Origin of the sequence: Effusibacillus lacus, assembly GCF_002335525.1 — a bacterium.
Lineage (GTDB): Bacteria > Bacillota > Bacilli > Tumebacillales > Effusibacillaceae > Effusibacillus > Effusibacillus lacus.
Window position 1 is genome coordinate 30933 of record NZ_BDUF01000056.1, and the last position, 15784, is coordinate 46716.

General features: G+C 53.6%; 11 protein-coding genes. 1 reads left to right on the forward strand and 10 read right to left on the reverse strand.

Translation table 11 applies throughout. The features are described from left to right. From EFBL_RS10315 to EFBL_RS10340, 6 genes are all read right to left on the reverse strand, one after another. Positions 1-1552 (reverse strand): long-chain-fatty-acid--CoA ligase (locus EFBL_RS10315; protein ID WP_096182056.1); only part of this gene is annotated, 1552 nt, incomplete at its 3' end. Positions 1553-1578: 26 nt separating this feature from the next. Further along, complete coding sequence (locus EFBL_RS10320) at positions 1579-3156, reverse strand: acyl-CoA carboxylase subunit beta (RefSeq protein WP_207907602.1); 1578 nt, start codon at positions 3154-3156, stop codon at positions 1579-1581. Beyond that, positions 3123-4316, reverse strand: coding sequence for an acyl-CoA dehydrogenase family protein (locus EFBL_RS10325; RefSeq protein ID WP_207907603.1), 1194 nt, complete (start codon positions 4314-4316; stop codon positions 3123-3125). Before EFBL_RS10325 ends, EFBL_RS10320 begins: the two co-directional genes overlap by 34 nt. A gap of 22 nt (positions 4317-4338) precedes the next feature. Then, positions 4339-5493, reverse strand: a complete 1155-nt coding sequence (locus EFBL_RS10330) for an acyl-CoA dehydrogenase family protein (protein ID WP_096182058.1) — start codon at positions 5491-5493, stop codon at positions 4339-4341. 1 nt (position 5494) lies between these two features. Further along, positions 5495-5818 carry an AtuA-related protein gene (locus tag EFBL_RS10335; RefSeq protein WP_096182059.1) on the reverse strand — a complete coding sequence of 108 codons (324 nt, stop codon included), beginning with the start codon at positions 5816-5818 and terminating at the stop codon, positions 5495-5497. Further along, the gene (locus tag EFBL_RS10340; RefSeq protein WP_096182060.1) at positions 5818-7188 is read right to left on the reverse strand and encodes an acyclic terpene utilization AtuA family protein; all 1371 of its coding nucleotides are present in this window, start codon (positions 7186-7188) and stop codon (positions 5818-5820) included. Before EFBL_RS10340 ends, EFBL_RS10335 begins: the two co-directional genes overlap by 1 nt. A 219-nt stretch (positions 7189-7407) precedes the next feature. Here EFBL_RS10340 and EFBL_RS10345 point away from each other — a divergent pair, with 219 nt between their 5' ends. Continuing rightward, positions 7408-9231, forward strand: a complete 1824-nt coding sequence (locus EFBL_RS10345; RefSeq protein WP_096182061.1) for a sigma-54-dependent Fis family transcriptional regulator — start codon at positions 7408-7410, stop codon at positions 9229-9231. Positions 9232-9560: 329 nt separating this feature from the next. Here EFBL_RS10345 and cydB read toward each other — a convergent pair whose 3' ends face one another. The 4 genes from cydB to cydD all read right to left on the reverse strand — a co-directional run bounded on the left by cydB (position 9561) and on the right by cydD (position 15668). After that, entirely contained in the window at positions 9561-10574 is a 1014-nt protein-coding gene (cydB, locus tag EFBL_RS10350; protein ID WP_096182062.1) for a cytochrome d ubiquinol oxidase subunit II, read from the reverse strand. Positions 10575-10619: 45 nt separating this feature from the next. Next, positions 10620-12005: a cytochrome ubiquinol oxidase subunit I gene (locus EFBL_RS10355; protein ID WP_096182063.1), complete on the reverse strand. Its 1386-nt coding sequence runs from the start codon at positions 12003-12005 to the stop codon at positions 10620-10622. Positions 12006-12102: 97 nt separating this feature from the next. After that, a complete protein-coding gene (gene cydC / locus EFBL_RS10360; protein ID WP_096182064.1) occupies positions 12103-13926 on the reverse strand; it encodes a thiol reductant ABC exporter subunit CydC in 1824 nt (607 codons plus the stop codon). After that, positions 13923-15668 (reverse strand): thiol reductant ABC exporter subunit CydD, encoded by a 1746-nt coding sequence (gene cydD, locus EFBL_RS10365; RefSeq protein ID WP_207907604.1) that lies wholly within the window; start codon positions 15666-15668, stop codon positions 13923-13925. Before cydD ends, cydC begins: the two co-directional genes overlap by 4 nt. Positions 15669-15784 lie beyond the last annotated feature (116 nt).

Genomic DNA, 15784 nt, shown 5'->3' on the forward strand with positions numbered 1-15784 from the left:
GATGATGTTTCTGAATCTTGCCTGTACCTGTTCGGGGGAAGGATTCCACGAACTCGATCCGCTTCGGAACCTTGAAGCCTGCCAGTTTGTCCTTGCAGAATCCGATCAATTCTTCCTGTGTGACTGTCTGTCCGGGCTTCAGGATGACAAAGGCAGTTACCGCTTCTCCCCACTGGGGGTGAGGAAGTCCCACCACACTCGCCTCCAGGACGGCCGGATGTTCCAGCAACCGGCCTTCCACTTCTATAGAAGCTACATTTTCCCCGCCGGTTTTGACCATGTCTTTCTTGCGGTCTGTGAACCAGATGACCCCCTCTTCGTCCATCCGGGCCACGTCACCGCTGTGGAACCATCCGTACCGGAACGCTTCCGACGTTTTGTCCGGTCGGTTCAGATACCCTTCCAGCGCTTGCGGTCCCCGGTACACTATCTCCCCGACTTCACCTGGCGGAAGCAGATTGCCATGATCATCCATTATCGCAACTTGCGTACAGACGGTTGCGGGTCCCCAGGATGCCGATTTGGTTGCCTGATGTTCCGGTCGTTGGAAAGTGGTCGTCGGAATGAATTCGGTTTGTCCCGACCCCAACAGAATGTTGGCATTTGGGAAGATCTTCTGAAGCGCGTCGATTCTCGATTGCGGCATGAACGCCATACCGTATACCGCCATCCGAACAGAGGAGAAATCCCTTTCACGAACACCCGGTATACCGAGCAAGGCCTGATACATGACGGGCAAAAGCAGGGTGATCGTCATTCGTTCCTGTTCGATTCCATCGGCAACCTGTTGGGGATCAAACGCTTTCAGAATCACAACACCGGCCCCGGTCAAGATCGACGGGATCGTCAAAGCGTTCAACTGGGCGCAATGAAACAAGGGAAGCAAAGCCATTACCTGATCCCTGTGATCCATTTTGGTTTGCAGCGCATTGGTCAAAGCGGTAATAGAAACCGCCACATGGCTGGTGAGAACCCCTTTGGGCATGGAAGTGGTTCCGCTTGTATAGAGGAGTTGGACAATATCCCGGTCGTTGACGATCCGCTCGACTTCCTCCGGTGCACCGGAATCCAGCAGTTCATCAAACGTTCCGCGAACCTTCCCCTGCTTCTCGACACCCGAAGAGCCGCACCAATACACATGCTGCAACGCCGGTAAACTGTCGAGAGCCGGCCCGATCATCCCGGCAAACACACTCTCCGCCACCAGCACTTTGGCTCCGGAGTCGTTCATGCAATAGGCAATCTCAGGTGCTTTCAGACCAAGATTGATCGGCATCGCAATCAGCCCCGCCTTGGCACAGGCAAAATACAGTACCAGCATCTCCCAGGAATTGCGCGTCATGATGGCGACCTTGTCCTGATGCTCCAACCCGAGCTGCAGCAATCCATGTCCGCAGCGGTTGACCAAGTTGTTAAACTCCTTGTAGGTCAAAACCCTCTCTCCGTCCTTGATCGCCACCTTGTTCGGAAAACGGGAGGCCGACCGTGTAACCATATCCCCGACGCACACCCTGCTGACCAGATTCCGTTCCAATTCGGAAACGACAACCATATTTTCTCCTCCTCACAATTCAATTCCTATACCGGAACCACTCCGTGCTTCTTCCAGGGTCTCTCCACTTTTTTGCCGCGGGTCCGTTCAAGCGCTGAAGCAAGAATCCGTCGCGTATCCGCAGGATCGATCACATCGTCGATCAAACCGGCCCCTGCCGCGATCTCGGGACTGATGCGTTTTCTGTATTCGTCAACCAGTTCTTGCCGCCTGGCCTCCGGGTTTTCCGCCTTGCCGATTTCCTTTCGGAAAATGATGTTGACGGCCCCTTCCGCTCCCATCAGGCTGATTTGCGCACCCGGCCAGGCCACGATCAGGTCCGGGTCGAAGGCACGCCCGTTCATCACGTAATACCCGGCACCAAATGCTTTCCGCACCACCACGGTGAATTTGGGAACCGTCGCGTTGGCTGTCGCGTGCAGGAACTTGGCTCCGTGGCGGATAATGCCTTGTTTTTCAACCGACGAACCGATCAGGAACGCGGGAGTGTCCACCAAATACAGCAGCGGAATGTTGAATGCATCACACAGATTGATAAACCGTGCCGCTTTGTCGGAGGCGTTTACATCGATGGCTCCCCCAAGCCACATCGGCTGGCTGGCGACGATGCCGACCGGATAGCCGCCTATACGGGCCAGACCGGTAATCATGTTGCGAGCCCATTTTGGCTTCAGTTCAAAGAACCGTCCGTTGTCCACAATCTCATGAATGACTTTGTGCATGTCGTAGGCCCGGCTCATCTGCATGGGAACCACTTGGTACAGTTTCTCGCACCTGCGGTCAACAGGGTCGTCCGTTTGGACAATGGGCGGCAGTTCCAGGTTGTTGAGCGGGAAATGGCTGATGTATTCCCGAATGGCGGCAATGCAGGCCGCATCGTCTTCCACTTCCAGATCGCCTACCCCTGACACCTCGCAATGAATCTTGCTGCCGCCGAGCTCTTCTTCCGTGATGTCTTCCCCGATTGCGGCTTTCACCAGCGGGGGGCCGCCAAGCGCCATAAAGCTTGTGCCCTTGACCATCGGCACAAAATCAGCCAGTGCCGGGATGTACGCAGTGCCTGCCGCACCTGGTCCCATCATGGCACAGATTTGCGGGATGACGCCCGACATCATCACTTCCTCGAAGAATACATCCCCCGTCTCGGCAAACCAGGAACCGGCCGCTTCCTGAATCCGGGCTCCGGCCGAGTCAATCAGCCAAATGATCGGCACCCGGTTTTTGAGGGCCCATTCCCGCATCCGGGCCACTTTCTTCTCGCCAACCTGCCCCATGGAACCGGCCATTACGGTAAAATCATACGCAGCCACACAGGAGAGCCTGCCGTCGATTTTGCCGTAGCCGGTAATCACCCCGTCTGCCGGCGTTTTCTTCCCGGCCATGTCACCGACCGTCTGCTGGTGATGTGCCAGCACCCCCATTTCTTCAAAAGTACCCGGATCAAACAGCAGCGCAATCCGTTCCCTGGCAGTCAATTTTCCCAGCTGGTGCTGTTTCTCAATCGCTTCCTCTCCGCCCATTTCCTCGCGAATCCGGCGCTTCTTCTCTTCCAGCCGGTTGACCAGGTCGTTCATCGTGAGTTGATCCTGTTCCCCGATTGCCATGCTGTCTCCTCCTCTTTGTTTATGCCAAGCTGCTTGACAAGGATTTCGTTCATGATCTGGGTGGTGCCCCCACCGATGGACATGATTCGGGCATCCCGCCAGTAACGCTGTACGGGGTATTCCATCATATAGCCTGCGCCGCCGTGGATCTGCAAAGCTGCATCTGAGACACGGCTGACCGTTTCACCCGCATACGCTTTCGCCATCGTCGCTTCCGTCACCGCATCTTTCCCCTGCTGGTACTGGTAAAGAGCCCAATAGGTGAGATTTCGGGCTTTCTCAATGTCTACCGCCATGTCCACCATCTTGTGCTGCAGCACCTGGAACTGTTGAATCGGCACACCAAACTGAATGCGTTCCCTGCTGTACCTCATGGCCTGTTCCAACGCCTTCTCCGCCGAAGCCACGCTGGACAAAGCCATAAGAATCCGTTCCCACTGGAAATTTTGCATGATGTAATAGAATCCTTGATTCTCCTGGCCAATCCGATTGCCGGCCGGAACCCGGACATCCTCAAATGCCAGTTCCGCCGTGTCGGATGCCCGCCACCCCAGCTTTCTCAGATTCTTGCCGACAGAGAATCCCGGGGTCTTGGTTTCCACGACAAACAGGCTGATGCCCCGGTGACCCGCTTCCGGTTCCGTTTTGGCCGCCACACAGACAATGTCGGCGTTGACACCGTTGGTGATGAAGGTTTTGCTGCCGTTTAGGATGTAACTGTCTCCGACTCGGCGTGCGGTCGTCCTGATGGAAGCCACGTCGGATCCCGAGTCCGGTTCTGTGATGCCAAGCGCGGCAATCATTTCCCCCCGAAGAGCGGGAATCAGATACCGCTGCTTCTGTTCTTCGTCTCCAAACCGCCAGATCGGTGTTACAGCAATCCCCGAGTGAGCCGTCAGAGCGGCAGCCGTGCCGCCTGATCCGCACCTGGACATTTCCTCAACAAAGATTGCATCTGCCAGCAGATCGTTCCCTCCGCCATATTCCTCGGGAAACTTCAGACCCAGATACCCCAACTCTCCTGCGCGCCGAAACAGGGAACGGGGAACTTCGCCCGCCCGCTCCCACTCCTCAATGTGGGGGGTGACTTCTTTTTCCACGAACTTTCTCACGCTCTGCCTGAACATTTCATGTTCCTTGCCAAACAGCCAGTGTCCCACTTCGATCCCTCCTTTACGGGAATTAGGCGTTGATCCCCATCTCCTTGGCGATGATTTCTTTCATGATTTCGTCCGTGCCGGCCCCTATGCGGTTCAGCCGGGTATCCCGCCAAATCCGTTCGATCGGATATTCCTGCATATACCCGTTGCCTCCAAAAATTTGCAGGGCCCGGTCCGCCACCCAATGGGTCGATTGCGCCGTGGCAAGCTTCGCCATGGAAATCTCCTTGCTGGGGACCTCCCCGCGGGAGAACCGGTAAGCTACCGCATAGGTCAGTTGACGGCAAGCTTCTATCTCAGTGGCCATTTCCGCCAGCAAATGGGATATTACTTGAAAATTGGCTATCGGCTGCCCAAACTGGCGGCGTTCTTTTGCATAGCGCAGTGCCAGTTCATAGATATACTGCATGGTGCCGATGCATCCGGCTGCCGCCACCAGGCGCTCCCCCTGCAGTTCCCACATGATGTGGTAGAAGCCTTTCCCCTCTTCCCCAAGCAGTTGGTCGGCCGGAATCCGCACATCCTCAAAGACCAGTTCGGCCGTATCGGAAGAACGCATCCCCACCTTATCCAGTTTGCGGCTGACCGTGATTCCGGGACGGTCCATCTCCACCAGGAACAGGCTGATTCCTTTGTAGCCGCGCTCGTTGGAGGTCCGGGCCACCAATGTAATAAAGTCGGCCCGTGGTCCGTTGGTGATGTACATTTTGCTCCCGTTGATCACCCACTCGTCCCCATCCCGTACCGCTCTTGTCTGAATGCCCTGGACATCGGAACCGTGATCGGGTTCCGTGATTCCAAGACAAGCCAATTTGTCGCCACGCAGGGCGGGAATCAGGAACTGCTCAATCTGTTTGGGTGTACCAAACTGAAGGATCGGCGGGGTTGCCATGTCTGTCTGAACGGCAACAGCCATCGGGAATCCGCCTGCACCGCAGCGGGCCAATTCCTCCGCCAGCACCATGCCGGCAAAATAATCTCCCCCCTGCCCCCCGACTTCCTCCGGGTACCGCAAGCCGAGGAACCCCAGATCCCCCATCCGTTTGAGAATCTCTCGGGGAAATTCCCCTTTCTCCTCCCATTCGTCCACATAAGGCTTTACCTCGTTCTCAACAAAACGGCGCACTGTTGTCCGCAAAGCATCATGTTCCTCCGTAAAGTAAGGAAGATACGGCATGTCACTTACCCCCCACTTCAATCATCATCCGCTGCAGGTTGGTGCCAAAGCATTTGCCAAGATTGTCCATCCGGATGGAGGAGGAGCCTCCTCCGTTCAACGCCCGCCGGCAGACGAAATTCAAAGCCATGAGATTGGGCACCTCATAGCGGATGACCTCCCCTTCAATCCAGCCGCGAAAGTGGGCTTTCACCTTCTCAGGCGTCACTTCCCGCAAGAAGATCCGGTACAACTCATCACTTGGGGCAAACAGGGCGATGTTGACCGTATTGCCTTTGTCTCCCGCCCGAACCTGTGATATATCCCGCAACTGTACAAGCGCCATCACACACTCACTTCCTCAATCCGAATCTTGATCTCCCGCTCCACCATTTCACGGGGAATCAGAGTCGACCACATACCCAGCAGCTGTCTCGAGGTCAACGTGCCAAAACTGCCGCCAAGGCTTGGCGGGCCGTTCAACGCCAGATAGGGAAACAACCTCCCGAACCTGTCCGCGTCCTCCCGGGTCTTCGCCCGGACTGTCATGCGAAGATAGACTTCGTTCAACTCTTCTTGCGGTTCCTCAACCGTAGGTCCGTGCAGGGAGTTGAATCCCAAGTACTCGGCGTGCACTTCCTCATACTCCCAGCCCCGCCGCTGCAGCTGTTTGCGGATAATCTCTTCCGCTGCCCTTGCCTTTCTTAAAGCGTCCGGCCAGGAATACCCGACCATCGCTTGCCCCATGTAGCCGTTCTCATATCCCATCACAACCTTCAGGCTGTCGGGCCGATGTTTGCCCGTGGCCCCCCGAACCAGAACCCGGTCGGGGCCGATATCTTCCAGGGTGGCGGTGGTAAAATCGGCAATCACATCAGGCGTTACATAAGCAGTCGGGTCGTGGATCTCATACAGCATCTGTTCCTTGACCGTGTCTACCGACACAAGACCTCCGGTTTCTTCCGGTTTGGTCAGGACAAAGCTCCCGTCCTCCCGCACTTCCGCAATCGGGTAGCCAATCAGGTCCAGGTCTTTCAGTTCCCACCAGCACCCGCTGAAATTTCCGCCTGTAGACTGGCCGGAACACTCCATCAGGTGGCCCATCAGGATGCCTTGCGCCAATTCGTTCCAATCCTCTTGCGACCAGCCGAATTCGTAGATCAAAGGGGCCAGAAACTGGGCCGTATCGGTGGTCCGGCCGGTGATCACCACATCCGCCCCCTGCTTCAACGCTTCCACAATCGGTTGCGCTCCGAGATACGCATTGGCAAACATCAGCCTGTCCTTTACAGTGCCGAGTTTTTCACCGGTTTCGAGATCTTCCAGGGTAAGCACGCTCTCCTGTAGCTCATCCAACCGTCCCATCAGGTTGTCTCCGGTCACAACCGCCACCCGCAAACCGTGCAGCCCCAGTTTGTTTGCGATTCGCAGCACTTCCTGCAGAGCCCCTTCCGGGTTGATGCCCCCGGCATTGGTCAGCATCTTGAAGCCTTTGTCCTTGGCTATGGGAAGCAGGTATTGCATGGCAGGCGTGATGTCCCGGGTATACCCTTTGTTTGGGTCTTTTGCCTGATCTTTGGCAAGAATGGCCATGGTCAGTTCCGCCAGACAATCAAACGCCAGATATTGAATGTCTCCCCTTTTGGCAGACACTATGGCGGGCTCCAGTGCATCCCCATAAAAACCCTGTGCCGCTCCGATTCGCACTATCTTCATCCGATTCTTCACCTCCGGGGATTTGTATCACGCAAGACTTGTGCCAGCCTTATCGGAACCGGGCTCCTTAGCGGACGCCCATTTCTCGCATGGCAGAAGGACGATTTTTCACCTTCACGAAGAAGCGTTTCTCGGATACAATTGTAGTAACATTCAGACAAATGTACGGAAATCGAACAGTTGCAATGCAACCCATCTGCCTGCGAAGGGAGGATTCCCATGAAAACGGCCGATTGCATGACCCACACCTTTGTCGCCCTGCGGCCCACCGATACGGTGCAAGCCGTCTTGACCCAATTCCTGAAGCACCGGCTGGACATTGCCTGTGTGCTGACACCCGATGGCAAGCTGGAAGGGATCGTCACCAAGTATGTGATCTACCGTCTGCTGCTGGAAGGCGGGATACTGAATACGCCCATTGCCCCCTGCCTGATCCGGGAAGTGGTAACGGTCAACCTCAACACCCCGCTGACAGAAACCAGGGACATTCTCTTGTCAAACAACGTAGCGCATGCAGTGGTGGTGGACGATGAAGGAATCGTTCATGGAGTTGTGGCCAAGGGGGACCTGATCCAGGGTTTCCTGATGGCTACCGAACAGCTTGCCAATCACGTGCAGTGTCTGATTGAACACCTGGATGACGCAGTCGTTGCCATTGACAGGAACCACAGGATTCACACGTTCAATTCCCCGGCGGAGCGCTTGTTTCAGCAGCCCCAGTTTGCCGTGCTGGATCAAACAGTGGAGAGCATGCTGCCCCAGGTCGGTGAGGATATGATCTATGCTTTGCACGCCCACGCTCCCCTTGCTTCCAAGAAAATCCTCCTGCCGGAAACTGTCGCCCTCGCATCCTTTGCACCTGTTGTCTATCGGGATCAGGTAATCGGATCCATTGCCATATTAAAGGACCTGTCCGCTTATGAAAAAATGGCACATGAACTGGAAACTACCAAAAAGCTGGAACGGATGCTGGAAAGTGCCATCGACGGCAAGTACCTGCACGCCTTTACCCATGGAACTGCGCTGGATCGAATTGTGACAAGGAACGGCGAAATGGAACTGTTAAAGAAACAAGCCTATCTGGCGGCACAGACGCTGTCAACGGTGCTGATCACCGGTGAAAGCGGTACCGGCAAAGAATTGTTTGCCCAAGCCATTCATGAGATATCCGGACGGCCGGGAAAGTATGTGAAGGTAAACTGTGCCGCCATACCGGTCGAAATGCTGGAATCGGAGTTTTTCGGTTATGCGGACGGTGCGTTTACCGGTGCCCGAAAAGGCGGCAAGCCTGGAAAATTTGAGCTGGCTGATGGAGGCACCTTGTTCCTGGATGAGATTGGCGACATGCCTCTTTCGCTCCAGGCCAAATTGCTGAGGGTGCTTCAAGAGAAGGAATTTGAAAGGCTGGGCGATACCCGAACCCGGCAGGTCAATGTAAGGATCGTGGCTGCGACCAACAAACGCCTGGAGGATTTGATTCGGGAAGGAAGATTTCGGGAAGACCTGTACTACCGCCTGCATGTGATCCATCTGGAGATTCCGCCACTGCGCAATCGTCCGGAAGATCTGCCGCCGCTTTGCGAAGAGCTGATTCGCAAGCTGAACCAACGAATTGGGAAAAAAGTTGTCGGGATTACTCCCGCCGCTATTGAAATCCTGAAAAAGTATGATTGGCCAGGCAACGTCAGGGAACTGGAAAACGTGCTGGAGAGAGCGATGAATCTGGAAAGTTCGGAGTGGATCGAGGTTCACCATTTGCCTTCCGGGTTGTTGAGTGCTCGGAGGAACAATGTCTTCGCCGGAACCCTCTCTGTCGGAAACATGCCTGCCGGGACCTTCCCAAAAGGGGACATTCCTGACGGCCCGCTACAGATGGAAAAACGTGATTTGTTGGAAGCAGCAGAGAAAAACCTGATTGTGCAAGTGCTGAAGGAAAGTGGAGGCAACCGGAGCCTGGCAGCCAAACAGCTCGGCATCAGCCGTTCGACCCTTTACCAAAAGATGAGGAGGTATGGGATTGAGGAGAAGGTAGATTATAGGTAGTTGATGGGAATTCTCCATGACCGAGTTTTAGTTAACATAATGTAGATGCTGTGAAAATAAGACTGATTGTCCGTCTTATTTTTAATTTTTTGATTGTCATTTCAAGAATAGAACTGATTTTCAGTCTTATCCGGGGGATTTTCAAGGGGCGTAGAAAAGAAATAGCTTATAGGACTGAAAAACAGTCCTATTTCTGGGAGTACCTGTGAATCGACAAAAATAAGCCTGAAACCCAGTCCTATTTTTTCTTACCTTTGCAGGTGGGGGTTTTCCCGCCTCCCGAGGGGCGCTTGAGCTGTTCTTTACGTGTATGAAACAGCATGTCAGTTTTAATAATCCATGTGACCACCTGGACGCAGACGATGCCGAAACACCCAATACGTCCAAGCCTGGTACGCCAGGACAAAAGGTAACACACAGACGGTGATGATAGTCATCACTCGCAGCGAATAGGGTCCCGATGCGGCATTGTAGATCGTCAGACTCCATTCGGGGTTGAGCGAGCTGATCATGACGCGCGGAAACATTTGGAGAAAAACCGTGATCGAAGAGAATACGATTGTCATGGTGGTCATTAAAAACGCCCAACCGTCGCGTTTGGCATGAATGAAAAAGGGCACCGACAACAACGTCATGGCTGCCAGCACGGGAACTGCACCGGGGTTAATGCCGATTTTGCTGAACAGGTCAGTATTATAGAAACTTAAGACAGCAAACAGGAACATCACCAGGCTGGCAAGCACCCCGATTCTCCGTGCGGTTTCCCTTGCCCTTTCCTGCATTTCGCCAAATGTGCGAAGGGAAAGGTATAGAGCACCGTGTAACGTTGAAAGCAGCAGCAAACTTAATCCACCCATGATACTGAAAGGCGTAATCAGGTTCCAAAACGTACCGACATAATTCATGTTGGAGTCAATGGGCACACCACTCATGAAGTTGGCGACAGCAACGCCCCACAGAAAGGGCGGTAGAACACTTCCTCCAAACAGAAGCCAATCCCAGGTGGTACGCCAACGGGGGTTACTGATTTTACTGCGAAACTCAAACGCTACAGCACGCACTATCAGCGCCACCAACAGCAGGAAGAAAGCTATGTAAAACCCGCTAAACAAAGTCGCGTACCAGTTCGGGAATGCTGCAAACATTGCTCCGCCTGCGGTGATGAGCCATACCTCATTTGCATCCCAGAACGGACCGATGGTATTAATAATAAGTCGCCGCTGTTCATCTGTCCGTCCAAGGAAAGGTGTTAAAATGCCAACCCCATAATCAAAACCCTCCAATACAAAAAATCCGGTAAACAATGTAGCAATCAGAATGAACCAGATGATGTTCAGAATCAATCAATCCTCACCTCATTATCCATAATGGTTACACCTACGCATTTTCTAAGTGACTGGATGGGGGAGTTTGGCATCCATTTCTGACGTATCCTCCTCGAGATCCGGTCCCTGACGGATAAAGCGAACAAATAAATAAACGTCAATAATCCCCAAAACAAGATACAAGATTCCAAACCCGAGCAACGTCGTCCATATCATTGGTGGGGTGACCGTAGGGGAAACACCGTCTGCCGTTCTCAGAAGACCCAAGACCACCCATGGCTGCCTGCCCATCTCCGTCATGATCCACCCAGAGGTGTGTGCTATGTACGGCAGGAATATAGCCCCTATCATCGCCCGTAGAAATGCGGAATGCTGGCTCAATCGATTTTTCAACATCAGATACAATCCGTAAAGGGCCAACAGCAACATCAAGAGTCCCGCCAGTACCATCACGCGAAAACTCCAGTACGTCACCCATACGGGTGGAATGTAATTTCCCGGACCGTACGTTCGTACATACTGTTCCTGCAGCTGATTGATCCCTTCGACCTTGCCATAGGTGTGATTATAGGCAAGAATGCTCAGTAAATAAGGAATTTGAACATTATACGTGTTGCGGTGATGTTCTTCATCGATGATCGCAAACACGGACCAGGGAGCATGTTCCTGGCTGGTGTTCCATTGTGCCTCCGATGCCGCCATCTTCATGGGTTGTGACGTCATTAAATGTTGCGCCTGCGAATGTCCCAGCACAATTGTCAGCACCGTAGAGGCCAAAGCTACGAGGATTCCGATTTTAAAAGATCGCGTAAACTCCTCAAGATGCCGTTTTTTCAGTAAATACCAAGCACTGACGCCTGTGATGAAGAAGGCACCTGTAGAGAGAGCACCGAACCAAACATGTGGAAACTCCACCCACAATTGGGGGTTCCCGAGCAATGCCCAAAAATTGTTCATTTCCGCCCGGCCGTTGTGGATCACATAGCCTCTCGGCTCCTGCATAAAGGCATTCGCTGTCAAAATCCAAAGAGCGGATATCGACACTCCGAGGGCCGTAAGCCAGATCGCGAGCAGATGGACGCGCTTGGACAACCGGTCCCATCCGAACAGCCATACTGCAATGAAGGTCGATTCAAGAAAAAAGGCGGCAAGCGCTTCGATCGCCAGGGGCGGACCGAATACATCACCGACGAAGCGGGAATAGGCGGACCAGTTCATGCCAAACTGGAATTCCTGCATGATCCCGGTGACCACCCCCAGGGCGAAGTTGACCAGAAACATTTTGCCCCAAAATTTCGCCATCCGTTTATATGTCTCATCGCCTGTCCGAACATACATTGTCTCCATCAGGGCAATCAGAACACTCAATCCGATGGTCAAAGGCACGAAGAGAAAGTGGTAGACCGTGGTGATCCCAAACTGCCAACGGGCTAACAATACATTCAGCATGCCAAGTACCCCTTTCCTACACCTATAGGTTTGACACCAGGAAAATCAAAAAATCAAACCCGGGATTTCTTTTGTAGTATATCTCCGAAATCGGGCACTATCCGTTTTTTTCCAATGAATTGTACGCATATGCGTGCAGGCGGTCTCTCTCCACCTCCCACATGGCGCGGTAAATGCCGCGCAGGTTAAGTAATTCCGCGTGTGTCCCTCTTTCTGCAATGCGTCCATCTTTCAGTACCAGAATTTCGTCAAAGGATTCCAACCCGCTCATGCGGTGGGTAATGAGCAGAACAGAGCGTCCGGCAGCCAGCATGCGAAGAATCTTCATAAACCTTTGTTCAACAATCGGGTCCAAACCGGTTGTTGGCTCATCCAATAGGAGAATGGGCGCTTCTTTCAACAATGCCCGCGCCAGGGCCAAGCGTTGCCGTTCCCCACCTGACAAACGCGCGCCGAATTCGCCAAGAAGAGTATCATATCCATGCGGCAATGCCCGCAAAACCTGATCAATTTGTGATTTTGAGGCGGCATCCTGCAGTTCAGTCAAGGTCGCTGTGGGATGTCCAAGGCGCAAATTATCGGCCGCCGACTCGTGGAACAGGTAGGTTTTTTGTTCAATCACTGTAAACCAACGGCGAACCGCCTCAGGCTCCACATCGCACAGATTGACCCCGCCGAGTTCGATATGTCCGTGCGTTGGCTCCCAAAAACGCAATAATAGGCGAATGAGCGTGCTTTTTCCTGCGCCGCTTGCTCCGACCAGAGCCATGTGTTTGCCCTCTGGCAGATCAAAAGAGATATCTGCCAATATTTTGCGATCCGAACCGGGGTATATAAATGACACATTGCGTACGCGCAAATCCGCAGAACGGGGAAGCAGTGAGCAAACCTGTTCCGGCACCAGGGGGGACTGATCGGTCAAGCGAAACATCCTCCGCCCGGCCTCGATGCACTCCCCCAACTGCTTGAAAGCTGTCGGCATCGGCATCACCGCTTCAAACACCGCTAACGCTGCCAGTACCAGCATGGCCAAGTACACACCATCTAAACGTCCTGTTTGCACGTGCTCAATACCAAGCCACAACACAACCCACATTGTCAAATGACTGCAAATGAAGAAAAGCCCGCTTCCCAAGCCGTCCACATGGGCCAGCCATAATTGACGGCTGACCCATATCTGCTGCTCACTTTCCCATACCTGCATCACTCTCGTTTTCAGGTTGTACGCCAACACATCGGCCATGCCCTCGACAGAATCCACCAGTTTCGTTTGCATGCGTGCCCGAACTCGAACCGCTTCCGCCCCTGCTCTCTGAGCAAGAAGATGTGTAAGCAAAGGAACACCCGCTCCTGCGGAAACCATTCCCGCAACCAAAGCCAATACCATATCCCAGCCAAAGGGAGCCATCAGCACACTGCACAAACCCATCGCCAGAAATGCCACTAACGGTGGTGCAATCACCCGCAGGTACAAATTCTGCAGGGTTTCAATGTCCCCGATTGCCGATGCGAAAACATCACTGCTTTGCTGACCAGGCCGCATCAGCGGTACAAGCGGCTCAATACGCCGATACAGCCACTCACGTATCTGCCGGAGGATGCGAAACGTCAAATCGTGGGAGTAATACCGATCTCCGTAACGGAACACGGCACGGGACAAGCCAAAAAATCGAACCCCTACAATCGGCATCCACAGCAACAATACGGTGGCAGGGTGCAGGGCAGCTTTGGCAATCAGAAAACCGGACGTTGCCATGAGCCCTATGTTCGCTCCTACTGTACAAAAGCTGAGGAGAATTGACAGGGCGATACGCCGGAGGAAGGGCCGTTGAAATTGGAACAGGCGGACGATAACCCTCCAGAACGACAGCTGTGTCTTTCTATCTTCCGGTGTCATCTCCTGTATCACACGTCTGTTCACGATTCTTCACCTCCTGCGTACGCGGCGCGTAATCGGCGATAGATTCCCTGAACGGCCATCAAATCGGTATGGCTTCCTTGTTCAACAATCTTTCCGCCTTCCATCACGGCGATCCGATTCGCTTGCTTTACAGTGCTCAGACGATGGGCTACCACAATTACTGTGCGACCCGCCAAAAGCTGTGCAATACCTTCCTGCATTGTCCATTCGGTTTCCGGGTCAAGGTGGGCGGTAGGTTCATCAAGCAGCACCACCGGAGCGTCCTTAAGCAAAGCCCGTGCCACCGCCAATCTCTGGATCTGCCCCCCGCTTAGACCGTATCCGCCTTCACCCAAGAGAGTGTCGTAGCCTTTGGGCAAAGAGACAATCCAATCATGTGCCTTTGCTGTACGCGCAGCTGACACAACCTCCTCCTCTGAAGCGTTGGGACGAGCCATACGCAAATTATCCATGACGGTGCCGGCAAAGATATGAGTGTGCTGACGCAAAACCGCCACTCGTCGTCTCCATTCGTCAATAGGCCAGTCGCTCAACGATTGCCCGTTAATAAGTATCTCCCCAGCGGTCGGACGCAAAAAACCCTGCAAAAGGTCGAGGAGCGTGCTTTTACCCGCTCCGCTGGGCCCGACTAACGCCAGCGTTTCACCAGGGCGTACAGTCAGATTGATATCATGTATTACGGGGGGCAATCCTGGATCATACGCGAAAGTGACATGGACAAATTCAATTGTGTATGACTGATCCTGCGAATCCCCATATTGATCTTCGTTCTTCCAATCATCCTGTACCAGGCCCGGCGGTTTGGCTTCAAGAATCTCGAAGATTCTTCCGGCAGCCGTCACTCCGTTGAGACCTGCGTGAAATTCGCTGCCAAGCGCCCGAAGGGGCTGAAAAAATTCAGGTGTCAACAATAGGATCAAAAAAGCCGTGAAAAAGGGCAAGCGATCAGAAACCAGGCGCAGGCCGAGGGTAACGGCGACGACCGCCGTGCTCAGTGTTGCAAATAATTCCAGTAAAAAAGAAGACAAAAATGCGACACGAAGGGTACGCATAGTTGCCAGCCGATAGGCTTCACTCGCCCGGCCCATCCACTCCGCCCGATCGCGGCTTCGTCCAAAAACCTTCAGGGTCGTCATGCCCTCCAACAGATCAAGAAACCGTGCAGCAAGCAAACTCAATTGCTGCCATTGACGGGAGCTGGCCGATTCCGCCGCCTTGCCGATCAAAATCATAAAGAAGATGATCAACGGAGCTGCCACAGTAAGAATGAACGCTGTTAGAGCGTCGCGTGTCAGTACGAAACCGAAAATTGACAACGGTATCAATGCCGACAATGCCATTTGCGGAAGATAGCGAGACAAAAAGGTTTCCAACTGTTCAATCCCGATCATCGCCGTGTTGACCAATTCGCCGCGTCGCTCTTGAGCTGCCCAAACAGGACCAAGCCGGAACAGATGCGCAATCAGTCTTTGTCGCAAATCCGTTTTCACACGCACGGCCATATGCGCGGCGATCGCCTGATTCAACCAGCTGAGAACGCCGCGGGTGATGATGAGTCCGAATAAGATCCAGAGCCAAGGCTTGACCTGATGCAAGGGAGCGTGCTCCAAAAATACAGCGTTGACAATTCGGGCCAAATGATAGGCCTGAAGGATCAGCAGCACACCGCTTGTCAAACCCACTCCTACGGTGGCGGCCAGAAGCACGCGAACCGCCCGCATCTGTCGCACAAGCCGCTTCATATGCAGATGAACTCCCTTCAATTGCCGAATCCCTCCCACTCACCTTTTGAACATTTTTTCGTCAAACAGCGGTGCCTATACCGGTTAGCCTCTTTCCAGCTTTCTGCTCTGATCTA